We start from the raw sequence: 23,770 nt of genomic DNA on the forward strand, positions 1-23,770 counted from the left end.
AGACTTGCACGAGGAAGGCTGCGCCGACCTGCTGAGGGTCACGGACGATTGGGGTTGCTTGTGTACCGGGTTTTCGAGGCGCTCGACGAACTTGTCGCGATTGTCGAAGAGGCACGCGGCGTACCGATGACCGCCGGCTGCGTGGTTCCCCGCGGCGACGTCCTCGAACTGCTGGACGACGTGCGCGATGCGATTCCCGGTGAACTCGACGACGCCCAGGACGTCCTGGACCACAAGGACAAACTGGTGGGGGACGCCCGCGCCAACGCGGAGAAGACCGTCTCCAGCGCCAACGCCGAAGCGAACTCCACCATCGAGAACGCCCGCGACGACGCCGACCGCATCCTGGCGGATGCGAAGGCGCAGGCCGACCGGATGGTCGCCGAGGCCCGCGCGCACGCCGAGCAGTTGGTCGCCGACGCGCGTGCCGAGGCCGAGTCCTCCGTCGCCGAAGGCCAGCGCGAGTACGACACGCTCACGGGTCGGGCGCGGTCCGAGGCCGATCGCATGATCGAGTCGGGCAAGGCGTCCTACGAGAGGTCCGTCGCGGAGGGCACGGCCGAGCAGGCGAGGCTCGTCTCGCAGACGGAGGTCGTCCAGGCCGCCCACGCCGAGTCGGCCCGGGTGATCGACTCCGCGCACGCCGAATCGGATCGTCTCCGCTCGGACTGCGACCTGTACGTCGACACGAAGCTCGCGGAGTTCGAGGACTTCCTCAACGGCACGGTCCGGTCCGTGGGGCGGGGGCGTCAGCAGTTGCGGACGGGTTCGGGTGTTCCCGACTACGCATCCGACTACGACGTCGACGACCGCCGCGCCGAGCGTCGACGCTGAGCGGCGGAACCCTCGATCGAATTTGGCTCCACCGCGCTCATTGCGTATCGTGGAGTGGTTGCCCTTTGTCGTTTTCCTTTTCTCGAAAGTGAAGCCTGTTGTCATCCCATCGCCACAGCTCATCGCGTTCCCGTCGGGACGCGGACTTCGTGCTGGACACGGTCAAACTCGGCCGTCGTCCCGGTTCGATGCGCACCGTGGACCGGGTGGTGACGGCGCCACAGCGCATCGGTCTCGACCTGATCGCCATCGAGGAAGGATCGGAGATCGATCTGGATCTCCGGTTGGAGGCCGTATCCGAGGGGGTCCTGGTCACCGGTTCCTTGCGAGCCGACACCGTCGGGGAGTGCTCGAGATGTCTCGAGCCGTTCTCCGGCACGGTGGACCTGACCCTCACGGAACTGTTCGCGTACCCGGACAGCACCACGGAAGAGACCACGGAGGAGGGGGAGGTCTATCACGTCGTCGACGACGAGATCGACCTCGAACCCGTCGTGATCGACGCCGTCGGCCTTGCACTGCCATTGCAGCCGCTCTGCAGTGACGACTGCCAAGGATTGTGCCCAGAATGTGGCGTTCGCCTGGCGATTGCCGAATCTGGCCACGGGCATGACATACTTGATCCTCGCTGGGCTGGTCTTGCAGCCAAATTTGGCGTGGATTCGGAACCCAGCAAGAATCTTGTGAACAACGAAGCCGAGGAGAAGTAGAAGTGGCTGTCCCCAAGCGCAGAATGTCGCGATCCAACACGAGGTCGCGTCGCAGCCAGTGGAAGACCACTGTGCCTACCCTCGTCACCTGCCCCAACCGTGGCTGCGGCGAGAAGACGCTGCCCCACGTCGCGTGCCCGTCGTGTGGCACATACAAGGGCCGCCAGGTCACTGCCGCCGTCTAATTCTCCACGGAGAGGCGTTGTGACGAGCGACATCAGTAATACACCCGCCGGCGGCGAGGAGGATCACGCATCCCTCCTCGCCGCCCTCGGCGTAGAAATCGAGCCTTCACTGCTCACCCTGGCGCTGACGCACCGCTCGTATGCGTACGAGAACGGTGGTCTGCCCACCAACGAGCGTCTCGAGTTTCTCGGTGACTCCGTACTCGGAGTCACCGTCACGGAGAAGCTCTACCTCGCGCACCCCGATAAATCCGAGGGCGACCTCGCGAAGATCCGGGCGAGCATCGTGAACATGCACGCGCTCGCGGAAGTGGCGCGCAGCCTCGGTGAGGGCGGTCTCGGTGCCCATCTCCTACTCGGGAAGGGCGAGGAGATGACCGGCGGCCGCGACAAGCCGAGCATCCTGGCCGACGGCATGGAGTCGATTCTCGGCGCCATCCACCTCGAGCACGGAATCGAGACGGCGCGACGCGTCGTACTCGATCTCTTCAGCGACCTCCTCCAGCGAGCCCCCCGCCTCGGCGCGGGCCTGGACTGGAAGACGAGCCTGCAGGAGCTGACCGCGGAGCGTGGCGTCGGAGTTCCGGCGTACGAGATCACCGCGACGGGTCCGGATCACGACAAGGAGTTCACCGCCACCGTGATCGTCGGCGGCAAGCCCCTCGGCGTCGGTATCGGCCGCTCCAAGAAAGAGGCCGAGCAGAAGGCCGCGAGCACGGCGTGGAACGCGTTGTCCGACGCGGGCCCCGACGTAGCGACCGACGACGTCAGTGCCTGAACTACCCGAAGTCGAGGTGGTCCGGCGCGGACTCGAACGCCACATCGTGGGGGCGTCGATCGATTCCGTGGACATCCTGCACCCGCGGGCGATCCGGCGTCACCTGCCCGGCGCGGCCGACCTCGCCGGACAGCTCACCGGCGAACGTATTGCGGGCGCCGACCGCCGCGGAAAGTATCTGTGGCTGGTCCTCGAACCCAGCACGGTCGCACTCGTGGTCCATCTGGGTATGAGTGGTCAAATGCTCGTGCAGCCACCGGAATTGCCGACCGAGAAGCATCTGCGCATCCGGGCCCGGCTCGATTCCGGTCTCGACCTCCGGTTCGTGGACCAACGGACGTTCGGAGGCTGGGCGCTCGCGCCCCTCGTTGAGGTCGACGGCTCACTCGTGCCGGACTCGGTGGCGCACATCGCCCGCGACCCACTGGATCCGCGTTTCGACCTCGCGGCCACCGTGAAGGTGGTGCGCGGCAAGCACACCGAGATCAAACGTGTGCTGCTGGACCAGACCGTCGTCTCCGGCATCGGCAACATCTACGCGGACGAGGCGTTGTGGCGCGCGCAGATCCACGGAAATCGGCTCACCGACAGGCTGACCGGTCCCCGGATTCGTGCTGTGCTCACCGCCGCCCAGCAGGTCATGCGCGAGGCACTCACCCAGGGCGGCACGTCCTTCGACGCGTTATACGTGAACGTCAACGGCGAGTCGGGCTACTTCGACCGCTCCCTGTCCGCCTACGGTCAGGAGGATCGCCCGTGCCCTCGCTGCGGCACCGCGATCCGGCGGGAGAAGTTCATGAACCGCTCGTCGTTCAGTTGCCCGAAGTGCCAGCCGGCGCCACGGAGAAGCCCGGCGCGATGACCTGGGTGAGTTCGGCGGGCGCGGGTTCCTCGACGACCTGTCCGTCGGAGTCGTGGCGCGGCGTCGCCTTGGCGTCGAAGTAGTCGCCGCCCTTGCGTTTCACGTCGTCGGTTCCCCATTCGCGGTGGCGGGGAACCGGTGCCATCCTCGGAATGTGCTTGCGGCAGTGGATGTATGCCTCCTCCACGTCCACCACCACCCAGCGTTCGGGGATCCGCCCGCCGGAGTGGTCCACCGGCAGGTCCGCGATCTCGGAGCGAAGGACCTCGTCGTCGACGATCCGGGCCGAACCGTTCACGTGCAGTCCGATGAGGTCCTGCACGAAGTCCACGAGAATGATTCCGACGTGCGGGTTTTCCAGGATGTTGCCGAGGCTCGCCATGACGCCGTTGCCACGGTACTCCGGGTACGCGAGGGTTTTCGAGTCGATGACGTGCATGAATCCCGGTGTCCCGGCACGCAGGCTGTTGTCGCACTCGCCGGACGCGTCGGCGGTGGCGATGAACGCGATCTCCTGGCGTCCGACGAACTCGATCATCGTCGGATTGAGATGGTCCAGCATCTGATCCGAGTAGAACTTGGCGGCCCGATCCCCGGTGCCGTACTCGGATTGGAGTCGGCGTTCTCCCGCACTACCGATCTGGCCCATCTGCATTCCCCGCTACGTCTCGGCGTCATTGGTCGGTTCACCCTACGGCCCACCGGTTCCCACTGCCGAGAATCGGCGTTCACAAATCAGTGGAAACCGCTGCCGCCCACCCGCCTACCTGGCGTTGTGCCCGTCGGTGGCAGGATTGAGCGCATGGCAGAACAGACTTCCGACACGACGGCGCCCACCTCACTGTGGGTCGAGCGAACGGGCACCCGGCTGTACACCGGCCGCAGCTCCCGCGGCGCCGAGGTCCTGATCGGCTCCGAGGGCGTGGAGGGCGTGTTCACTCCCGGGGAACTCCTGAAGATCGCGCTCGCCGCGTGCAGCGGAATGAGCTCGGACTTCCCGCTGTCGCGGCGCCTGGGCGACAACTACGAGGCCACCATCCGGGTGTCCGGCGCCGCCGACCGGGAGAACGAGGTGTACCCGCAGCTCGACGAGGTGCTCGAGCTCGATCTCAGCGAACTCGACGCCGACGCGCAGGAGCGTCTGGTCACGCTCGTGGAACGGTCGGTCGACAAGGTGTGCACGGTCGGGCGGACACTGAAGGCCGGGACGAAAGTGACGTTGACCGTCGAGAAGGAACAATGATGCGGCGTGAGCTCGCCGCACTCGCGGGCGGGTCTGCCCTCTGCGCCGGTCTGCTCGTGGTCGCGCCTGCTGCGGCCGGGCCCGCGTTCTCGCCCCCCGGCGGCGCCTGCACCCCGTGGTCGGTGTCGGAGGTGACGTCCGGCGCGGGCGTGCTCGAGAACCTGGCCTTCGACGGCGCGGGCACCATGCTGGTGTCGCGGACGGGCCTGGTGGGCGGCGGAGCCCTGGACGGCGTCAGCCCCGACGGCACCGTCACCCCGATCGTGCCCGAGGTCGAGTCGCCGGGCGGGATCGCCGTGGACGGCGCCGACGCGTACTTCGCCACGGGGAATTCCTTCGCCTCCGGGGTCACGGGTTCGACGACCGGCACCGTCGACGTCGTGAACATCGACACCGGTGACACCAGCACCGTGGCCGAGGGGCTCGTCATGCCGAACGGGCTCGTCCGGCTGAGCAACGGCGACATCCTCACCGCGCGGAATCTCGGCTCCGGCGCCGGACTGACCCGCGTCCCGGCCGAGGATCCCCACACACCGGAGGTCGTGCGCACCGATCTGGGAACGGTCGACGGACTCGCCGTGCACGACGGCAACGTGTACACGGTCACGACGTTCGACACCACGACCACGCTGCGCATCCTCCGCGAGGACGACCTGCGCGGTCCCGTCGTGTCCGTCGAGTTGCCCGGCTCCGGGCCACTCAACGCGGCCGACGACCTCACCGTCGGACCGGACGGGATCGTGTACGTCGCGTACAACGGCGGCGGCAAGGTGGTCCGCGTCGATCCGGCGACGGGGGAGAGCTGCGCGCTGGCGTCCGGACTGCCCCTCGTGTCCTCGGTGCGCTTCGGCGCCGGACCGGGCTGGGACCCGGACGCGCTCTACGCCACCAGCTTCACGGGGAAGATCTACAAGCTCGAACGGTCGTGACGGACATGGAGAGAATGACCGCATGGGTGCACGGGTACGTGCAGGGCGTCGGATTCCGGTGGTGGACCCGCGCCCGCGCACTCGAGCTCGGCCTCGTCGGATACGCGGCCAACCAGAAGGACGGCCGGGTACTCGTCATCGCCGAGGGACCCCGGGACAAGCTGGACACCCTGCTGACGCTGTTGCGGTCGGGAGACACGCCGGGCGCGGTGGATCTCGTCGTGGAGCAATGGGATTCCCCCCGCGGCGACCTCACCGGGTTCGTCGAACGGTGAACCGAAGGTAAAGTTCTCCGTCATGCATCTGAAGAGTCTGACGCTGAAGGGATTCAAATCCTTTGCGTCCGCAACGACTCTGCGATTCGAGCCGGGAATCACCTGTGTCGTAGGGCCGAACGGGTCGGGTAAGTCCAACGTCGTCGACGCCCTCACCTGGGTCATGGGTGAGCAGGGGGCGAAGGCGCTGCGCGGTGGCAAGATGGAAGACGTCATCTTCGCCGGCACCGCCGGGCGGGCGCCCCTCGGGCGCGCCGAGGTGACGCTGACCATCGACAACTCCGACGGCGCCCTGCCGATCGACTACTCCGAGGTATCGATCACCCGGCGCATGTTCCGTGACGGCGCCGGCGAATACGAGATCAACGGCAGCTCGTGCCGGCTGATGGACGTGCAGGAACTGCTCAGCGACTCCGGTATCGGCCGGGAGATGCACGTGATCGTCGGGCAGGGGCGCCTCGCCGCCATCCTCGAATCGCGCCCGGAAGACCGGCGCGCGTTCATCGAGGAGGCCGCCGGGGTGCTCAAGCACCGCAAACGCAAGGAAAAAGCGGTCCGCAAACTCGACGCGATGCAGGCCAACCTGGCGCGCCTGAACGACCTCACGGCGGAACTGCGGCGCCAGCTCAAACCACTCGGGCGGCAGGCCGAGGTGGCGCGCCGCGCGCAGACCGTGCAGGCCGACCTGCGCGATGCGAAGCTGCGGCTCGCGGCCGACGACCTGGTGACGCGGCGTGAGGAGCTGGCCGACCAGGCGCAGGACGAGAAGGTCGCCCGCGAACAGCACGACCAGGTCACCGAGGCGCTCGACGAGGCCAATCTCGAGTTGGGACGGCACGAGCAGGAACTGTCGAGGCTCACACCGGGTGCCGAAGCGGCCGCGCAGACGTGGTTCCAGCTGTCGGCGCTCGCGGAGCGCGTCAACGCGACCATCCGCATCGCCCGCGAGCGGGCGCGCCACCTCGACTCCGAGCCGTCCGCGAACCGCGGTCAGGATCCGGACGAGATGGAGACCCGCGCCGACCGGATCGCCGCGGAGGAAATGGAACTCGTCGAAGCCGTCGAAATGGCCCGCGAGGCGCTGGACGCGGCCAAGGAGCAACTGGCGCTGGGGGAGGAGACCGCTGCCGACGCGGAACGGGCCCACATGGCGGCGGTGCGGGCGATCGCCGACCGCCGGGAAGGCCTGGCCCGGCTGTCCGGGCAGGTCGACACGCTGCGCACCCGCGCCGACTCCGTCGACGCCGAAGTGTCCCGGCTGACCGTCGCGATCGACGAGGCCCGGCAGCGCGGCGACGCCGCGCAGTCCGAGTTCGAGGTCGTCCAGGACGAGATCGGCGACCTCGACGCCGGTGAACTCGGGCTCGACTCCCACCACGAGCGTGCCGTCGAGGCGCTGCGTCTGATCACCGAACGCGTCACCGAACTCCAGGCCGAAGAACGCGCCGCCGGGCAGGAAGTGGCGTCGCTGCGCGCCCGGATCGACGCGCTGTCGATGGGCCTCGAACGCAAGGACGGCGCCGGCTGGCTCGTCGAGAACCGGGGCGCGCACGGCATCCGGGGACCGATCGGTGGCCTCATCACCGTCGAGAAGGGGTACGAGGGTGCCGTCGCGGCAGCGATGGGCCCCGCCGCGGACGCCGTCGTCGCCGAATCCCTCGATGCCGCCCGCCGCGCGGTCGGTGCGCTGAAGGAGACGGACAGCGGTCGGGCGTCCCTGGTCATCGGTACCGATCAGGCCGTGCCGGACGGCGGGCACCTGGATTCCGGCGCCCGGTGGGCCGTCGACGTCATCGACTGCCCCGCCGAACTGCGGACCGGGCTCGCGGCTCTTCTGGGCGGAGTGGTCGTGGTCGATTCCCTCGACGACGCCGTCGCACACGTCCGGCGCAGACCCGACGTGCGTGCCGTCACCCGCGACGGTGATCTCCTCGGGGCGGGCTGGATGAGCGGCGGCTCGGACCGCCAGCCGAGCACCCTCGAGGTCCAGGCCGCCATCGACAACTCGGTGCAGGACCTCGCCCGCGCCGAACGTCGCGCCGAGGAATTGTCCGCGGCACTGTCCGGTGCCGTCGCGGAACAGGCCGACCGCCAGGAGAACGCCGAGCAGGCACTGGCCGCGCTGAACGAGTCCGACGCCGCGATGTCGGCCATCTACGAACGCCTCGGCCGCCTCGGCCAGGCCGCCCGCGCCGCGCACGCCGAATCCGATCGACTCATGGCGCAGCGGGACAAGGCCGAGAGCGGTCGCGAGGACACGCTCACCGCGCTGGCCGAACTCGAGGAACGGTTGCGGATGGCGGAACAGGACGCCTCGCCCGCCGGCGCCGACACGGGTGGTTCCGATTCGACGAGCATCGATCGCGAGATGGCGGCCGCGGCCCTGGCGGAAGTGCGGGCCGTGGAGGTCGAGGCGCGGCTGTCCGTGCGCACGGCCGAGGAACGGGCCGAGTCCGTGCGCGGCAAGGCCGATTCGCTGCGCCGCGCCGCCCAGGTGGAACGCGACGCGCGTGCCCGCGCGGAACGCGCGATGAAGGCCCGGCAGAACGCCGCCGCCGTCGCAGCGGCGGTCGCCGAGTCCGGACAGCGGGTCGCCGAGCACCTCGGAGAGGTCGTCGACTCGGCGATGGCACACCGGGACGAACTCGCCCGGGCCCGCACCGAGCGGACGACCCAACTCGAACAGGTGAAGGAGAGGGTGCGTCAGCTGGCCGGACAGCTGGCGTCGCTCACCGACGCCGTGCACCGCGACGAGGTGGCCCGCGCCCAGGCCGCACTGCGCATCGAACAACTCGAGGAGGCGATCCTCGACCAGCACGGGATCGGCCTGGACGATCTGATCGCCGAATACGGTCCCGATGTCGCGCTGCCGCCGTCCGCACTCGAGATGGAGGAGTACGAGCAGGCGAAGGAGCGCGGCGAACAGGTCACGATGCCCGCACCGGTTCCGTACGACCGAACCACGCAGGAACGTCGCGCCAAACGTGCCGAGAAGGACCTGGCGACGCTCGGGAAGGTCAACCCGCTGGCGCTCGAGGAGTTCGCCGCGCTCGAGGAGCGCTACAACTTCCTCTCGACACAGCTCGAGGACGTGAAGACCGCCCGCAAGGACCTCCTCGGTGTCGTCGCCGACGTCGATGCCCGCATTCTGCAGGTGTTCACCGAGGCCTATGCGGACGTCGAACGCGAATTCGTCCAGGTCTTCGCGAAACTGTTCCCCGGCGGCGAGGGCAGGCTGGTGCTCACCGACCCGTCCGACATGCTGACGACCGGCATCGAGGTGGAGGCCCGGCCGCCCGGCAAGAAGGTCAAGCGGCTGTCGTTGCTCTCCGGCGGTGAGAAATCGCTCACGGCCGTGGCGATGCTCGTGGCGATCTTCCGCGCCAGGCCGTCTCCCTTCTATGTGATGGACGAGGTGGAAGCCGCGCTGGACGACACCAACCTGCGTCGCCTCATCGGATTGTTCGAGCAGCTGCGGGAGAAGTCCCAGCTGATCGTCATCACCCACCAGAAGCCGACGATGGAGGTGGCCGACGCGCTGTACGGCGTCAGTATGCGCGGCGACGGCATCACCACCGTCATCTCCCAGCGGCTCCGTGGCCAGGACATGGTGGCTGCAGACGCCTGATTCCGGCACCGACGGGGACCCTGCGCCCGGCGAGGCAGTGCGCGACGGAATCCGGAGCCTGAAACAATGGGCGGCGTGACTACCGGAGCTTGGATTGCCATCGCGGCCGCACTGGCCGTACTTCTCGTCGTTCTCGTCGTCGGGTCCCTGCTGTATCGGCGTCGCCGGATCTCCCTCAAGGCGCCGGACACCCCACAGGTCACCACGGCGGAGAAGGACCGTTCGGGCAGTTACCGCGCCGACGGCGGCTTCAACTTCAGCCAAGGGTCGACGGCGACGGCGCCGCCCCGCGAGGTGGTGCCGGAGCCGGTGCTGCCCGAACCGGTGCCGGAACCCACGATCACCCCCGAACCGGAGGTCGTGGCGCCTCCGGAGCCGGAGAAGGCCCCCGCACCGGAGAAGGCACCCGAAAAGGAACCCCAGAAGCCGACTGCCCCGCCGGAGCCGGTCACGTACGAACCGGTGGTCTCCCCGGAGGTCGAACCGGAACCCGAGGTCGCGCCCACGCCCGAGCCCGAACCGGCTCCCGCGGCACCCGCGCTCGACGTCATCGCTCCCACCGAAGGCCGCCTCGACCGTCTGCGTGGGCGTCTGTCCCGTTCGCAGTCCGCGGTGGGCAAGAGCCTCCTGGGACTGCTCGGCGGCGGTGACCTCGACGAGGACTCCTGGGAAGAGGTGGAGGACACGCTCCTCATCGCCGACCTCGGCTCGGCGACCACCACGAAGATCGTCACTTCGCTGCGTGAGCAGATGGCGTCGCGCAGCGTTCGCACCGAGGCCGACGCTCGCGCACTGCTTCGCGAGGTCCTGGTCTCCGAACTCCGTCCGGAACTCGACCGCTCCATCCGCGCCCTTCCACACGACGACCACCCGGCGGTCCTGCTCGTCGTCGGCGTGAACGGCACCGGCAAGACCACCACCACGGGCAAGCTCGCACGTGTTCTCGTGGCCGACGGCAGGCGCGTCCTGCTGGGCGCCGCCGACACGTTCCGTGCGGCCGCCGCGGACCAGTTGCAGACGTGGGCCGAACGGGTCGGCGCCGAAGTGGTGCGCGGGAAGGAAGCCGCGGATCCGGCGGCCGTCGCGTTCGACGCGGTGGCCAAGGGGATCGACAACGGCGTCGATGTCGTGTTGATCGACACCGCGGGCAGGCTGCACACCAAGACGGGCCTGATGGACGAGCTCGGCAAGGTCAAGCGGGTCATCGAGAAGAAGGCGTCGGTCGACGACGTCCTCCTGGTCCTCGACGCGACCATCGGCCAGAACGGCCTGGCGCAGGCGCGGGTGTTCGCCGAGGTCGTCGACATCACCGGTGTCGTGCTCACCAAGCTCGACGGCACCGCCAAGGGCGGCATCGTGTTCCAGGTTCAGCACGAACTCGGGGTCCCGGTGAAGCTCGTCGGACTCGGTGAGGGTGCCGACGATCTGGCGCCGTTCGAGCCGGGAGCCTTCGTCGACGCGTTGCTCGGTTAGCGGGGATCCCGCGGTCTTCTCGGGGTCCCGGACGGCTCCGGGGACCTGAAACCGACTGCAAATCGCCTGGCGAAACGTGTACGCAACAAAATAGGCCAATGCGTTCACGCGCGCGAAACAGTGCAGTGGCACAGCCGAAACACCAACTGAGCACCCTTCTTCTCAGGTCGTCAGCCGCAACCGGCTGGGCAGAGAAGGAGGAGGCTCAAGGTGGATTTCCCCACTATCGGTGCACCGGACACCGGGGACACAGCGTGGATGCTGACCAGCGCCGCGCTCGTGTTGCTCATGACTCCGGGTCTTGCGTTCTTCTACGGCGGCATGGTGCGGGCCAAGAGCGTGCTGAACATGCTCATGATGAGCATCAGCGCGATGGGTGTCGTCGGCATCCTGTGGGTTCTCTACGGCTACTCCATGGCGTTCGGAGAGGACAAGGGGAACCTTGTCGGTGATCCGTTCCAGTACTTCGGCCTCAAAGGATTGATCGGCGGGTCCTACCTCGCCGAGACCGACGACGCCGGTTCGGTCATCGCCGATTCCGCGATCCCGCTCGTCGGCACCATCCCCGCGACGGTGTTCGTCGCGTTCCAGGCCATGTTCGCGATCATCACAGTCGCCCTCATCTCGGGTGCCGTCGCAGATCGCCTGCGGTTCGGTTCCTGGCTGCTGTTCGCCGGGCTCTGGGCGACGGTCGTGTACTTCCCCGTGGCGCACTGGGTCTTCGCCTTCGACGGCGTCACCGCCGAGAACGGCGGGTGGATCGCCAACAAACTCGCCGCGGTCGACTTCGCGGGTGGTACCGCTGTCCACATCAACGCCGGCGCCGCAGGCCTCGTTCTCGCGATCATCCTCGGCAAGCGCAAGGGATGGCCGGGAACCCCGTTCCGTCCGCACAACCTGCCCTTCGTGATGCTCGGCGCAGGCCTGCTGTGGTTCGGCTGGTTCGGCTTCAACGCCGGTTCAGCCGTCGGTTCCAACGGAATCGCGGGCGCAACCTTCATCACGACGGTGATCGCAACGTGCGCGGCGATGCTCGCCTGGCTCCTGGTCGAGCGGATTCGCGACGGCCACGCCACCACGCTCGGCGCGGCTTCCGGAATCGTGGCCGGCCTGGTTGCCATCACGCCTTCCTGCTCCTCGGTGAACGTCCTCGGTGCACTCGCGATCGGCGTCGTGGCCGGCGCACTCTGCGCTCTCGCCGTCGGACTCAAGTTCCGCTTCGGGTTCGACGACTCGCTCGATGTCGTCGGTGTTCACCTGGTCGGTGGCATCGTCGGAACGCTGATGGTCGGCCTGGTCGCGACGGCCGAGGCGCCCGCGGGTGTTGTCGGACTGTTCTATGGTGGAGGCCTCGACCAACTCTGGCGTCAGGCAGTGGGCGCCGGAGCAGTACTGCTTTACTCGCTCGTCGGTACGGCCGTCGTCGCATTGATCGTGAAGTTCACGATCGGGCTGCGGCTCAGCGACGAGGGTGAATCACTTGGAGTGGACGAGTCGGAACACGCAGAAACCGCCTACGATTTCGCCGCTCTCGGCGGAAACTCGGCAGCCGCTCGTGTATCCGGCAAGGAGGGATGAGGAAATGAAGCTGATCACAGCAATTGTCAAGCCGTTCACTCTGGAGGACGTCAAGACGGGACTCGAGCAGGCGGGCGTCCTCGGCATGACTGTCAGTGAGGTTCAGGGGTACGGCCGGCAGAAGGGCCACACCGAGGTCTACCGAGGCGCCGAGTACTCGGTCGATTTCGTACCGAAGGTCCGGGTCGAGGTCGTCGTGGACGACGCTGCTGTGGACAAGGTCGTCGAGGTGATCGTCGAGGCGGCACGCACCGGCAAGATCGGTGACGGCAAGGTGTGGGTCTCACCGGTCGAGTCGGTCATCCGGGTACGCACCGGGGAACGCGGCGCGGATGCGCTCTGACCCCAACGGGTCCGGTAAGACCGGCCCTGGTCCCGTCGCCAAGGCGACGGAACCAGGGCCGGTTGCGTCAGGCGGATCGGACGAAGCGGCGGACCTGGCCCGCGCACGCAGGCAACTGCTCACCGGCGGCCCCGAGACCGGCCCCGGCACAAGGAATCCGGCAGGTCACGGACGTCGGCTCGACGCGGCTGCGCTGCGTCATGCGCTCGTCGACCTGCACGAGTTCTGGTTGACCACAAAGGGTGCCGAACTCGGCATCAAACCGGACAGCGGGTTCGCGCTCGTCGCGGTCGGAGGGCTCGGCAGGCGGGAGATGCTGCCGTACTCGGACCTCGACCTCCTCCTGCTCCACGACGACATGGATCCGGCGGTGGTCTCGCAGGTGGCCGACCAGCTCTGGTATCCGTTGTGGGACGCGCACATCAAGCTCGACCACAGCGTCCGCACCATCCCTCAGGCACTGCAGGTGGCGGACACGGACATCACCGCGGCCCTGGGAATGCTCGAGGCGCGCCACATCGTCGGCGACGTCGAGCTGACCAATCTGCTCATCAGCGGCGTGCGCAGGCAGTGGCGCACCGACATCCGCAACCGCTTCGACGGCCTCATCGAACAGACGCAGGCCCGCTGGGAACGCAGCGGCCAGATCGCCCACCGCGCCGAGCCCGACCTCAAGAGCGGTCGCGGTGGACTGCGGGACGTGCAGTTGCTCAACGCGCTGTCCATCGCGCAGCTCACCGACGGCATGCCCGGACTCGGTCCGGAGTCGCCCGGCGGGGGACTGGCGCTCGCGCATCGGCGGCTCCTCGACGTCCGCACCGAACTGCACCGGGTGGCAGGACGCTCGCGCGATCAGTTGCGGGCGCAGGACGCCGACGAGATCGGCGCCGCACTCCGGATCGGCGATCGGTTCGACCTCGCGCGCATGCTCAGCGACGCCGCGCGCACCATCAGCTACTCCGTCGACGTCGGGGTGCGGACGGCAGGCCATGCACTGCCGCGGCGCGGACTGGCGCGGTTGCGCCGACCACCGGTGCGGCGGCCCCTCGACGAGGGAGTCGTCGAGCACGCCGGTGAAGTGGTGCTCGCCCGCGACGCCCGGCCCGCGAAGGACCCCGGCCTCGTGCTGCGGGTCGCGTCCGCGTCGGCGACGACGGGGATGCCGATGTCGGCGTCCACTCTGAATCGCCTGGCCGACAACGCCCCCGAGCTGCGTGAGCCGTGGCCGAAGGAGGCCCTGAACGACCTGCTGGTGATGCTCGGTTCCGGTAGCCGTGCCGTCGCCGCGATCGAGGCCCTCGATCGCACCGGACTGTGGGGCAGGCTGCTTCCCGAGTGGGGTGCCGTCCGGGACCTGCCGCCGCGGGACGCGGTGCACACGTGGACGGTGGATCGCCACCTCGTCGAGACCGCGGCCTACGCCAGTGGGTTCACCACCCGCGTCGCCCGCCCGGATCTGCTGATGCTCGGCGCGCTGCTGCACGACATCGGCAAGGGCCGCGGCGGCGACCACAGTGTGGTCGGCGCGGAACTGGCCACCCAGATCGGCAAGCGGCTCGGTTTGTGGCCGTCCGACGTCGCGCTGCTGACGGCGATCGTGCGCCACCATCTTCTGCTGCCGCACACCGCGACGCGGCGGGACCTCGACGATCCCGAGACTGTCGAGAGGGTGGTGGAGGCGCTCGGCGGTGACGGCGTTCTGCTGGAACTGCTGCACGCGCTGGCGGAGGCGGATTCGCTGGCGACCGGTCCCGGGGTGTGGGGCGACTGGAAGTCCTCGCTCATCGGGGAACTCGTGCGCCGCTGCCGTCTGGTCATGGCGGGGGAGGTGCTTCCCGCACCCGATCCGCTCGATCCGGAGCACGTCGCTCTGGCGGCGACGGGGGGCGTGCACGTCGCACTGGTCCCCGCCGACAGTCCGCACACGTTTGTGGTCACGGTCATCGCGCCCGACCAGCGCGGTCTGCTGTCGAAGGCGGCGGGCGTGCTCGCGCTGCATTCCCTGCGGGTCTATTCCGCCTCGCTGGGCGGTGCCGAGGGTTCGGCGGTCAACTCGTTCGTCGTGTCCCCGCGGTTCGGGGCGCCGCCGCAGGCGGGACTGCTGCGGCAGGAGCTGATCCGCGCACTGGCGGGGGAGCTGAACCTCTTGGAGATGCTGACCGCCAAGGAGGAGGAGGCCCGCGAGAGCCAGCGCGTGGCCGCCGTCGAGGAACGGGGCGAGGCCGCGGTTCCGGTGCAGTACGCGCAGGCGCCGCCGCGGGTCATCTGGTTCGACACGGCGTCGCCCGGCGAGGTGATCCTCGAGCTCAGGGCCGAGGACCGGCTGGGGCTGCTGTGCAGGCTGGCCGACGCGTTCGACACGTGCGGCGCGGACGTCCGGTGGGCGCGGGTGACCACTCTGGGTTCGTCGGTGATCGACTCGTTCTGCCTCGATGTCGGCGGCGGGGACACCCGGGCGAGCCGGGAACAGGTCGAGAGCGCGATCCTCGGCGTCGTCCCGCTCACCAAGCCGAAGAAACGGGAGGGCAGCGGGGGAGAATGAACGACCGGACGTGAGCGGCTAGGCTGGTGCCCGAGAATATCCACCGCACACTCGTATGACTTCAGGAGCGCACTCGGTGTTCGAATCCCTTTCCGACAGGTTGACCGGAGCCCTCAAGGATCTGCGTGGCAAGGGTCGCCTTTCCGGAGCCGACATCGATGCCACCTGCCGTGAGATCCGGTTGGCCCTGCTCGAGGCAGACGTCGCGCTGCCCGTCGTCCGCTCGTTCATCGCCAAGATCAAGGAACGCGCCAAGGGCGTCGAGGTCTCGGCGGCGCTGAACCCGGCGCAGCAGGTCGTCAAGATCGTCAACGAGGAACTCGTCGGGATCCTCGGTGGCGAGACCCGCCGGCTGGTGTTCGCCAAGACACCGCCGACGGTCATCATGCTCGCCGGTCTGCAGGGTTCCGGTAAGACCACCCTCGCGGGCAAGCTCGCGAAGTGGCTGCGCGACCAGGGGCACACCCCGCTGCTCGTCGCCTGCGACCTGCAGCGTCCCGGCGCCGTCACCCAGCTCCAGATCGTCGGTGAGCGCGCGGGCGCCACGGTGTTCGCGCCGCACCCCGGCACGTCCATCGGCGGCGGCGACAACGAGCTGGGCATCACTGCGGCCGACCCGGTCGAGGTGGCCCGGGCCGGTGTCGAGGAAGCCCGCACCAAGCAGTTCGACGTGGTCATCGTCGACACCGCGGGTCGCCTGGGTATCGACGCCGACCTGATGGCGCAGGCCGCGGGGATCCGCGACGCCGTGAACCCCGACGAGACGATCTTCGTTCTCGACGCAATGATCGGTCAGGACGCGGTCAGCACCGCCGAGGCGTTCCGCGAAGGTGTCGGATTCACCGGTGTCGTGCTCACGAAGCTCGACGGCGACGCCCGCGGTGGCGCCGCGCTCAGCGTCCGCGAGGTCACCGGGCAGCCCATCCTGTTCGCGTCCACGGGTGAGAAGCTCGAAGACTTCGACGTCTTCCACCCCGACCGCATGGCCAGCCGCATCCTCGGCATGGGTGACGTGCTCAGCCTCATCGAGCAGGCGGAGCAGGTCTTCGACCAGAAGCAGGCCGAGGCCACCGCGCAGAAGATCGGCTCCGGCCAGCTGACCCTCGAAGACTTCCTCGAGCAGATGATGGCGGTCCGCAAGATGGGTCCCATCGGCAACCTCCTGGGCATGCTCCCGGGTGCGGGGCAGATGAAGGACGCTCTGGCGAACGTCGACGAGAAGCAACTCGACCGGGTGCAGGCGATCATCCGCGGTATGACTCCCGCCGAGCGCGACGACCCGAAGATCATCAACGCGTCCCGCCGCCTGCGGATCGCCAACGGTTCCGGCGTGAAGGTCTCCGACGTCAATCAGCTCGTGGACCGCTTCTTCGAGGCCCGCAAGATGATGGCCGCGATGGCCGGGCGCATGGGCATGCCGGGTGCCCGCAAGCCGCAGCGCAGCAAGAAGGGCAAGAAGGGCAAGAAGGGCGGCAAGGGGCCGACGCCGCCGAAGGTGCGCGGAGGATTCCCCGGTGGCCTGCCCGGCGGGTTCCCGGGTATGCCGCCCGGAGGTCTCCCCGCGGGGATGCCCGACCTGTCGAACATGCCGAAGGGCCTCGACGAGTTGCCGCCCGGACTGGAGGGCATCGACCTGTCCCAGCTGAAGCTGCCGAAGAAGTAGCCGATGGCTGCACTGCATTTCCGGGGCACCGGTCTGCCCGACGAACAGCCGGTCGAGTTCTGGGTCGACGGCGGTGTGATCTCGACGGAGCCGATTCCCGGCGCCGAGACTGTCTGCGAGTCTGGGTGGATCGTTCCCGGTCTCGTCGACGCCCACTGCCACGTCGGCATCCGGTTCGGCGGCGGTGGTGGTGAGAGCGTCGAGGGGTTGATCACGCAGGCGGAGACCGAGCGCGACTGCGGTGTCCTGCTGATTCGCGACGCCGGTTCGCCGGTCGACACCCGCTTCGTCGACGACCGCCCCGACCTGCCGAGGATCGTCCGCGCCGGGCAGCACATCGCCGCCCCCAAGCGATACATCCGCGGACTGCCGGTCGATCTCGAGGACGAGTCGCAGCTGCCGGACGAGGTGGTGCGCCAGGCCCGGGCCGGCGACGGGTGGGTCAAGCTCGTCGGCGACTGGATCGACCGCGCCGCGGGCGACCTGGCGCCGTTGTGGAGCGACGACATCCTGGTCGAGGCGATTGCGGCGGCGCACCGCGAAGGGGCTCGCGTCACCGCGCACGTCTTCGCGGAGGATGCGCTCCCGGGTCTGATCAACGCCGGGATCGACTGCATCGAGCACGGCACCGGGCTGACCGACGAGACGATCGAGCTGATGGTTTCGCACGGGACCGCGCTCGTCCCGACGCTGATCAACATCGCGACGTTCCCGGAGATCGCCGAGTCCGCCTCGCGGTTCCCGGTCTACGCCGCGCACATGCGCGACCTGCACTCACGGGTGAAGGACACGGTCGGCGCCGCGCACGACGCGGGGATCCCGATCTACGCAGGCACCGACGCGGGCGGATCCATCGTCCACGGACGCATCGCCGACGAAGTCGAGGAACTGAAGGCGGTCGGGCTGACCCCGTCCGAAGCGCTCGGCGCCGCGTGCTGGGATGCGCGCGCGTGGTTGGGGCATCCGGGTGTCGAAGCGGGTGCGCCCGCGGATCTGCTGGTCTTCCGGAACGACCCGCGCGCGAGCAGCGACACCCTCGCCGCGCCCGACGTAGTGGTGTTGCGGGGCGTCGTCGTCAAGACCCGGTGACCTGGTTTCCCCCGGACGGGGTTCGTCTGGCAGAATGAACCGCTGTTCGTCGCATCCGGTTACGCACCGCGCGGCGGTCACAGATTAGAGGCAAAACCGGGCGCGCTATTCCTGCGCGTCGCCGAATTGCACGTGACACGTGGGCACATTCGTGTGCGCACTGAAGGAGAAGTACAGCAGTGGCTGTCAAGATCAAGCTCACCCGCCTCGGCAAGATCCGGAACCCGCAGTACCGCATCGTCGTCGCCGACTCCCGCACCCGCCGCAACGGCCGTGCAATCGAGACCATCGGCAAGTACCACCCCAAGGAAGAGCCCTCGCTGATCGAGGTCGATTCCGAGCGCGCGCAGTACTGGCTCGGCGTCGGCGCCCAGCCCACCGAGCCCGTCGAGGCCATCCTCAAGATCACCGGTGACTGGCAGAAGTTCAAGGGCCTGCCGGGCGCCGAGGGCACCCTCCGCGTCAAGGAAGCCAAGCCGTCCAAGCTGGAGCTGTTCCAGGCTGCGCTCGCGCAGGCCGAGAACGAGCCCGTCGGCGAGGCCATCACGCCCAAGAAGAAGAAGGCGAAGGCCGAGGACGCCGACGCTCCCGCCGAGGCAGCTGCAGAGTCCGAGGCTGCTGACAAGTGAGTGCCGTCGTCGCCGATGCCGTGGAGCACCTCGTTCGTGGCATCGTCGCCAACCCCGACGACGTTCGTGTCGAGCTGATCACCGGGCGTCGGGGGCGCACTGTCGAGGTGCACGTCAACCCTGACGATCTCGGCAAGGTCATCGGCCGCGGTGGTCGCACCGCGACGGCTCTGCGCACGCTGGTCTCCGGTATCGGTGGCCGCGGGATCCGTGTCGACGTCGTCGACACCGACCAGTAGAGGCCTTACAACAGTGGAGCTCGTGATCGGCCGTGTCGCCAAGTCGCACGGCATCAAGGGTGAGATCGTGGTCGAGGTTCGCACCGACGAACCCGAGGATCGATTCGCCGTGGGTGCCGTGCTGCGGGGACACAAGCCGCGCGAGCAGACTGTGAACACGTACACGGTGGAAGCCGCCCGGGAGCATTCCGGGCGGCTTCTGCTGCGCCTCGAGGGCGTCCCGGATCGCACCGCCGCGGATGCCCTGCGGGGCACGTTGTTCGTCATCGACAGCGCCGAACTCGTGCCCTCCGACGACCCCGACGAGTTCTACGATCACGAACTCGAGGGACTGTCGGTGCGCCTCGCGGACGGCACCGAGGTGGGTACCGTCATCGAGGTATTGCATTCCGCGGCAGGCGAATTGCTCTCGATCCGTCGATCCGGTGAACAGTCCGGCGAACTTCTGGTCCCGTTCGTGGCCGCGATCGTCACGTCGGTGTCCGTGGCCGACGGCGTCGTCCTGATCGATCCGCCGGAAGGGCTGCTCGATCCCGACTTCGGTGAATCCGCCGACGGGAAGTGAGTCGGTAGGCATGCGCCTCGACGTGGTCACCATCTTTCCCGAATACCTCGAACCGCTTCGCGCGGCGTTGCTCGGCAAGGCCATCGACAAGGGCCTCATCTCGGTCGAGGTGCACGATCTGCGGGATTGGACGCACGACGTCCACAAGGCGGTCGACGATTCGCCGTACGGCGGCGGGCCGGGGATGGTCATGAAACCCACCGTGTGGGGGCCCGCGCTGGACGATGTCCTCACCGCCGGCGGCGAGAACACCGACACGCTGCTCGTCGTCCCCACACCCGCCGGTGTCCCCTTCACGCAGGCCACCGCCGAGCGCTGGGCGGGGGAGAAGCACATCGTCTTCGCCTGCGGGCGTTACGAAGGCATCGATCAGCGGGTGTTCGACGACGCCGCCCGCCGGGTGCGCGTCGAAGAAGTGAGCATCGGCGACTACGTCCTCATCGGCGGGGAGGCGGCCGTGCTGGTGATGACGGAGGCGTTCGTGCGCCTGATTCCCGGAGTCCTCGGCAATCAGCAATCGCACCAAGAGGATTCGTTTTCCGACGGCCTCCTCGAAGGTCCCAGCTACACCCGGCCCGCCACGTGGCGCGGACTCGACGTCCCGCCCGTCCTCCTGTCGGGCGATCATGCGAAGGTGGCGGCGTGGCGACGCGAGCAGTCGCTGCACCGCACCGCCGAGCGTCGTCCGGACCTGTTGCCCTGAAACGTTTTCCGGGACCGGGGGCTAACCCTGGGGCTGCGTCCAGTCGTCGACGACCCCGGTGGGGAACAGGGACTTCACGATCCCGGTCATCGTGTCCCGTGCGTGCTGCGCACTCGAATCCTCGGTGACATCGGTGATCGCGGTGTCCGGATACGACTCCTCGTCGTCCTCGTACCGGATGTCCTCCCGCGACGCGACCGCCACGATGTAGCGGTTGTCCTCCCCGATCACCCCGGTCGACGCGTGGATCCACCGGTCACCCACACAGCACATCCAGCCCTGCTTCACCCCGACGACGTTCTCGCCCGGCAACCCGTCGGGGATGCCGAACCGCTGGTCGTAGCCGTCGATGCCCTCGGGTGTCGACGCGCGCAGGTAGCCCACGAACTCGGCGATGCGCCCGGGGCCGAGGCCGTCACGGTCGTCGAGGAGCCCGGTGTAGAACGTCACGAGGTCAGCGGCCGTCGTCTCGGTGTTCCACCACAACCCGTCCCCGGGCGGTGCGGTGGCGGCGAGTCCGTATCGCCGCGCGATGTCGACGACCAGGTCCGAGCCGCCGAGATCGTCCCAGAGGGTGTTGGCCGCGTCGTCGTCGGAGGATTCGAGCATCCGCTTCAGGAGGAGACGGTCGAAGTCGGACAACGGCCGCTCACCGAGCGCGTCGAGGTGATACATCTGGGCGGCGACGAAGAGCTTGGCCAGCGACGCCGTTTCGACCGGTTCGGTGGCGGCGTCCTCCAGATAGCTGCCGGTGGCACGGTCCAGGACGGCAATCGACACGTCGGCGCCGCGCTCGGCGGCCGCCGTCGCGACTGCCGCCGAGATGCGTTCGGCGAGGGGTGCGGAGACGGGAACCCGCGCGGAGGGGAACGGCTCGGGGCTCACGGTCACGCCGTCACCGGCGGGTTCCTCGGCGGGGAGAACGTCGGGGGTGGCGACCGCCGGTGAGGTCACCGGGATGTCGACCACGGAGTTCGTCTCGGTCGGGATGGTGCAGGCCTGCGTCGCACCCAGCAGGAGGACCATGACCGTCAGGCAGCGGATCAGCCTGGACATGAAATTCTCCCGAGATTTCCGTGACGGCCTCACCGCCGACGATATTGTCCCAGAGTAGCGGTAGGGTCCATTTCCGTGACTCTCAAGACCGTGAACCAGCGCATTGCCGAGGAGCTCGACGTCCGGGAGGGACAGGTCGCGGCCGCCGTGGACCTCCTCGACGGCGGAGCGACCGTGCCCTTCATCGCCCGGTACCGCAAGGAAGTCACCGGAACGCTCGACGACGCTCAGCTCCGCCAGCTCGAGGAACGACTGCGGTACCTGCGGGAACTGGACGAGCGCCGGGACGCCGTGCTCGAGTCGATCGACTCGCAGGGCAAGCTCGACGATCAGCTCCGCGGGCAGATCATGACCGCCGACACGAAGGCGCGCCTCGAGGACATCTACCTGCCGTTCAAGCCGAAGCGGCGCACCAAGGCGCAGATCGCACGCGAAGCCGGTCACGAGCCCGTCGCCGACGCGCTGATCACCGATCCCAGGGCCGATCCGGCGTCCTACACGGCGGAACAGCTCGAGGGTGCGCGCGCGATCCTCGTCGAACGCTTCGCCGAGGACGCCGACCTGGTGGGCGAGCTCCGTGAGCTGATGTGGACCCGCGGGCAACTGGTGTCCGCAGTCCGTAAGGGCAAGGAAACCGAGGGCGCGAAGTTCGCCGACTACTTCGAGTTCTCCGAACCGTTCGGCAAGCTCCCCTCACACCGGATCCTCGCGGTTCTGCGCGGCGAGAAGGAAGAGGTGCTCTCGCTCACCCTGGCACCCGACACGGAAGAAGCCGTCCCGGGCGAGCCCACCGTCTACGAGGGCCGGATCGCCGGACGGTTCGGCATCGCCGACCGCGGCCGACCGGCCGACCGGTGGCTCCTCGACACCGTGCGGTGGGCGTGGCGCACCAAGATGATCGTCACCCTGGGCATCGACACCCGGATGCGGCTGCGGCAGTCGGCGGAGAAGGACGCCGTCGACGTGTTCGCCACCAACCTGCGCGACCTGCTTCTGGCGGCGCCGGCAGGCACCCGCGCCACGATGGGCCTGGACCCCGGTTTCCGGACCGGCACCAAGGTCGCGGTCGTGGACGCCACCGGCAAGGTGGTGGCCCACGAGACGATCTACCCGCATCAGCCGCAGAACAAGTGGGACGCCTCCCTGGCCACACTCGCCGGCCTCGTCGCCAAGCACGGCGTGGAGCTGATCGCCATCGGGAACGGCACCGCCTCCCGGGAGACGGACGCGCTCGCGAGCGAGCTGATCGCCAAGTCCGGCGCCACCAACCTGACGAAGATCGTCGTGTCCGAGGCCGGCGCATCCGTGTATTCGGCGTCCGCGTACGCCTCGGCGGAACTGCCGAACCTCGACGTGTCGATCCGCGGCGCCGTCTCCATCGCCCGGCGTCTGCAGGATCCCCTCGCCGAACTCGTGAAGATCGACCCGAAGTCGATCGGCGTCGGCCAGTACCAGCACGACGTGTCGGAGACACTGCTCGCACGTTCGCTCGGCGCCGTCGTCGAGGACGCGGTGAATGCGGTCGGCGTCGACGTCAACACCGCGTCCGTGCCGCTGCTGTCCCGCGTGTCCGGCATCGCCGGGTCCCTGGCCGAGAGCATCGTCGCGCACCGCGACCAGAACGGCCCGTTCCGCAGCCGCAAGGGTCTCAAGGACGTCGCGCGACTCGGGCCGAAGGCGTTCGAGCAGTGCGCCGGCTTCCTGCGCATCCCCAACGGCGACGACCCACTCGACGCGTCCAGCGTCCACCCCGAGGCCTACCCGGTGGTGCGCAAGATCGTCGAATCCAGCGGCACCGGCGTGCGCGAGATCATCGGCAACACGTCCGCGCTGCGCAGTCTGAACCCTGCCGACTTCGTCGACGACCGGTTCGGACTCCCGACCGTCACCGACATCATCGGTGAACTCGAGAAGCCCGGCCGTGACCCCCGCCCGGAATTCAAGACGGCCACGTTCGCGGCAGGCATCGAGAAGGTGTCGCACCTGAAGCCCGGAATGACCCTCGAGGGCGTCGTCACCAACGTGGCGGCGTTCGGCGCGTTCGTCGACATCGGTGTCCACCAGGACGGCCTCGTCCACGTGTCGGCGATGTCCCACAACTTCGTCAAGGACCCGCGGGACGTCGTGAAGTCCGGTGACGTGGTGACGGTGAAGGTCCTCGAGGTCGACGAGGCGCGTCAGCGCATCGGGTTGACGCTGCGACTCGACGACGAGGTCGGGGCGGGCGGCCGCAAGAACGACGGGCCCCGCGGTGGCGGGCAGCGGCAGGACCGGCGGGGAGGCGGGCAGCCGCAGGACCGGCGCGGCGGAGGCAAGCCGCAGCAGCAGGGTGGACGCGACCGCGGGCGGGACAATCGCCCGGCGCCCGGCGGGTCGATGGCCGACGCGCTGCGAAAGGCGGGGTTCGGCAAGTAGGAGGTCACCATCCCGACACGAGCGACCACTT

The 23,770-nt window shown here is 68.6% G+C and carries 22 protein-coding genes; 20 read left to right on the plus strand and 2 right to left on the minus strand.

Annotated elements, in window-relative coordinates; genetic code table 11:
* Window positions 1–60 precede the first annotated feature (60 nt).
* From JWS14_RS35345 to mutM, 5 genes are all read left to right on the plus strand, one after another.
* A complete protein-coding gene (locus tag JWS14_RS35345; RefSeq protein ID WP_072937776.1) occupies window positions 61–834 on the plus strand; it encodes a DivIVA domain-containing protein in 774 nt (257 codons plus the stop codon).
* Window positions 835–983: 149 nt separating this feature from the next.
* Window positions 984–1,544 (plus strand): YceD family protein, encoded by a 561-nt coding sequence (locus JWS14_RS35350; protein ID WP_072937777.1) that lies wholly within the window; start codon window positions 984–986, stop codon window positions 1,542–1,544.
* Between the two features lie 2 nt (window positions 1,545–1,546).
* Window positions 1,547–1,729: a 50S ribosomal protein L32 gene (rpmF, locus tag JWS14_RS35355; protein WP_005240446.1), complete on the plus strand. Its 183-nt coding sequence runs from the start codon at window positions 1,547–1,549 to the stop codon at window positions 1,727–1,729.
* A 19-nt stretch (window positions 1,730–1,748) separates the two neighbouring features.
* Window positions 1,749–2,507 (plus strand): ribonuclease III, encoded by a 759-nt coding sequence (rnc, locus tag JWS14_RS35360; RefSeq protein WP_072937778.1) that lies wholly within the window; start codon window positions 1,749–1,751, stop codon window positions 2,505–2,507.
* A complete protein-coding gene (mutM, locus tag JWS14_RS35365) occupies window positions 2,500–3,369 on the plus strand; it encodes a bifunctional DNA-formamidopyrimidine glycosylase/DNA-(apurinic or apyrimidinic site) lyase (RefSeq protein WP_072937779.1) in 870 nt (289 codons plus the stop codon). The genes rnc and mutM overlap by 8 nt, the downstream gene beginning before the upstream one ends.
* Here mutM and JWS14_RS35370 read toward each other — a convergent pair.
* Window positions 3,320–4,024: a pyridoxamine 5'-phosphate oxidase family protein gene (locus tag JWS14_RS35370; RefSeq protein ID WP_072937780.1), complete on the minus strand. Its 705-nt coding sequence runs from the start codon at window positions 4,022–4,024 to the stop codon at window positions 3,320–3,322. The two genes, mutM and JWS14_RS35370, sit on opposite strands and share 50 nt — an antisense overlap.
* Window positions 4,025–4,171: 147 nt before the next feature.
* On the opposite strand from JWS14_RS35370, the gene JWS14_RS35375 reads away from it, so the two are divergent.
* The 14 genes from JWS14_RS35375 (at window position 4,172) to trmD (ending at window position 20,268) form a co-directional block, all read left to right on the plus strand.
* The gene (locus tag JWS14_RS35375) at window positions 4,172–4,612 is read left to right on the plus strand and encodes an OsmC family protein (protein WP_072937781.1); all 441 of its coding nucleotides are present in this window, start codon (window positions 4,172–4,174) and stop codon (window positions 4,610–4,612) included.
* Window positions 4,612–5,541 (plus strand): NHL repeat-containing protein, encoded by a 930-nt coding sequence (locus JWS14_RS35380; RefSeq protein ID WP_083395557.1) that lies wholly within the window; start codon window positions 4,612–4,614, stop codon window positions 5,539–5,541. Before JWS14_RS35375 ends, JWS14_RS35380 begins: the two co-directional genes overlap by 1 nt.
* Before the next feature lie 5 nt (window positions 5,542–5,546).
* Complete coding sequence (locus JWS14_RS35385) at window positions 5,547–5,816, plus strand: acylphosphatase (protein ID WP_255314957.1); 270 nt, start codon at window positions 5,547–5,549, stop codon at window positions 5,814–5,816.
* 22 nt (window positions 5,817–5,838) lie between these two features.
* Entirely contained in the window at window positions 5,839–9,444 is a 3,606-nt protein-coding gene (gene smc, locus JWS14_RS35390; protein ID WP_206015269.1) for a chromosome segregation protein SMC, read from the plus strand.
* 66 nt (window positions 9,445–9,510) lie between these two features.
* A complete protein-coding gene (gene ftsY, locus JWS14_RS35395) occupies window positions 9,511–10,917 on the plus strand; it encodes a signal recognition particle-docking protein FtsY (protein WP_174705453.1) in 1,407 nt (468 codons plus the stop codon).
* A 258-nt stretch (window positions 10,918–11,175) separates the two neighbouring features.
* Window positions 11,176–12,495 (plus strand): ammonium transporter, encoded by a 1,320-nt coding sequence (locus JWS14_RS35400; RefSeq protein ID WP_371851535.1) that lies wholly within the window; start codon window positions 11,176–11,178, stop codon window positions 12,493–12,495.
* 4 nt (window positions 12,496–12,499) lie between these two features.
* Entirely contained in the window at window positions 12,500–12,838 is a 339-nt protein-coding gene (locus JWS14_RS35405; RefSeq protein WP_005240467.1) for a P-II family nitrogen regulator, read from the plus strand.
* Window positions 12,828–15,380 (plus strand): [protein-PII] uridylyltransferase, encoded by a 2,553-nt coding sequence (locus JWS14_RS35410; protein WP_095860775.1) that lies wholly within the window; start codon window positions 12,828–12,830, stop codon window positions 15,378–15,380. The genes JWS14_RS35405 and JWS14_RS35410 overlap by 11 nt, the downstream gene beginning before the upstream one ends.
* A 76-nt stretch (window positions 15,381–15,456) precedes the next feature.
* On the plus strand, window positions 15,457–17,043 hold the full coding sequence (ffh, locus tag JWS14_RS35415; RefSeq protein ID WP_072937804.1) for a signal recognition particle protein: 1,587 nt from the start codon (window positions 15,457–15,459) through the stop codon (window positions 17,041–17,043).
* A 3-nt stretch (window positions 17,044–17,046) separates the two neighbouring features.
* Window positions 17,047–18,132, plus strand: coding sequence for an amidohydrolase family protein (locus JWS14_RS35420; protein ID WP_206015270.1), 1,086 nt, complete (start codon window positions 17,047–17,049; stop codon window positions 18,130–18,132).
* A 179-nt stretch (window positions 18,133–18,311) separates the two neighbouring features.
* Entirely contained in the window at window positions 18,312–18,761 is a 450-nt protein-coding gene (gene rpsP, locus JWS14_RS35425; protein ID WP_072937806.1) for a 30S ribosomal protein S16, read from the plus strand.
* Window positions 18,758–19,000, plus strand: coding sequence for an RNA-binding protein (locus tag JWS14_RS35430; protein ID WP_005240479.1), 243 nt, complete (start codon window positions 18,758–18,760; stop codon window positions 18,998–19,000). The genes rpsP and JWS14_RS35430 overlap by 4 nt, the downstream gene beginning before the upstream one ends.
* A gap of 13 nt (window positions 19,001–19,013) precedes the next feature.
* A complete protein-coding gene (gene rimM, locus JWS14_RS35435) occupies window positions 19,014–19,565 on the plus strand; it encodes a ribosome maturation factor RimM (protein WP_072937807.1) in 552 nt (183 codons plus the stop codon).
* A gap of 10 nt (window positions 19,566–19,575) precedes the next feature.
* The gene (gene trmD, locus JWS14_RS35440; protein ID WP_072937808.1) at window positions 19,576–20,268 is read left to right on the plus strand and encodes a tRNA (guanosine(37)-N1)-methyltransferase TrmD; all 693 of its coding nucleotides are present in this window, start codon (window positions 19,576–19,578) and stop codon (window positions 20,266–20,268) included.
* A gap of 21 nt (window positions 20,269–20,289) precedes the next feature.
* Here the strand turns inward: trmD and JWS14_RS35445 are convergent, their stop codons facing one another.
* A complete protein-coding gene (locus JWS14_RS35445) occupies window positions 20,290–21,324 on the minus strand; it encodes a class A beta-lactamase-related serine hydrolase (protein ID WP_241031550.1) in 1,035 nt (344 codons plus the stop codon).
* Window positions 21,325–21,399: 75 nt separating this feature from the next.
* Between JWS14_RS35445 and JWS14_RS35450 the strand changes: the two genes are divergently transcribed.
* Window positions 21,400–23,739 (plus strand): Tex family protein, encoded by a 2,340-nt coding sequence (locus JWS14_RS35450; protein WP_179377526.1) that lies wholly within the window; start codon window positions 21,400–21,402, stop codon window positions 23,737–23,739.
* Window positions 23,740–23,770 lie beyond the last annotated feature (31 nt).

Source organism: Rhodococcus koreensis (assembly GCF_017068375.1).
Taxonomy (GTDB): Bacteria; Actinomycetota; Actinomycetes; order Mycobacteriales; family Mycobacteriaceae; genus Rhodococcus_F; species Rhodococcus_F koreensis.

Excerpts from the sequence above, each read along its gene's own strand:
- JWS14_RS35370 (WP_072937780.1), bottom strand. The coding sequence starts at position 4,024 with ATGCAGATGGGCCAGATCGGTAGTGCGGGAGAACGCCGACTCCAATCC.
- JWS14_RS35375 (WP_072937781.1), top strand. The coding sequence starts at position 4,172 with ATGGCAGAACAGACTTCCGACACGACGGCGCCCACCTCACTGTGGGTC.
- JWS14_RS35380 (WP_083395557.1), top strand. The coding sequence starts at position 4,612 with ATGCGGCGTGAGCTCGCCGCACTCGCGGGCGGGTCTGCCCTCTGCGCC.
- JWS14_RS35385 (WP_255314957.1), top strand. The coding sequence starts at position 5,547 with ATGGAGAGAATGACCGCATGGGTGCACGGGTACGTGCAGGGCGTCGGA.
- smc (WP_206015269.1), top strand. The coding sequence starts at position 5,839 with ATGCATCTGAAGAGTCTGACGCTGAAGGGATTCAAATCCTTTGCGTCC.
- ftsY (WP_174705453.1), top strand. The coding sequence starts at position 9,511 with ATGGGCGGCGTGACTACCGGAGCTTGGATTGCCATCGCGGCCGCACTG.
- JWS14_RS35400 (WP_371851535.1), top strand. The coding sequence starts at position 11,176 with ATGCTGACCAGCGCCGCGCTCGTGTTGCTCATGACTCCGGGTCTTGCG.
- JWS14_RS35405 (WP_005240467.1), top strand. The coding sequence starts at position 12,500 with ATGAAGCTGATCACAGCAATTGTCAAGCCGTTCACTCTGGAGGACGTC.
- JWS14_RS35410 (WP_095860775.1), top strand. The coding sequence starts at position 12,828 with ATGCGCTCTGACCCCAACGGGTCCGGTAAGACCGGCCCTGGTCCCGTC.
- JWS14_RS35420 (WP_206015270.1), top strand. The coding sequence starts at position 17,047 with ATGGCTGCACTGCATTTCCGGGGCACCGGTCTGCCCGACGAACAGCCG.
- trmD (WP_072937808.1), top strand. The coding sequence starts at position 19,576 with ATGCGCCTCGACGTGGTCACCATCTTTCCCGAATACCTCGAACCGCTT.
- JWS14_RS35445 (WP_241031550.1), bottom strand. The coding sequence starts at position 21,324 with ATGTCCAGGCTGATCCGCTGCCTGACGGTCATGGTCCTCCTGCTGGGT.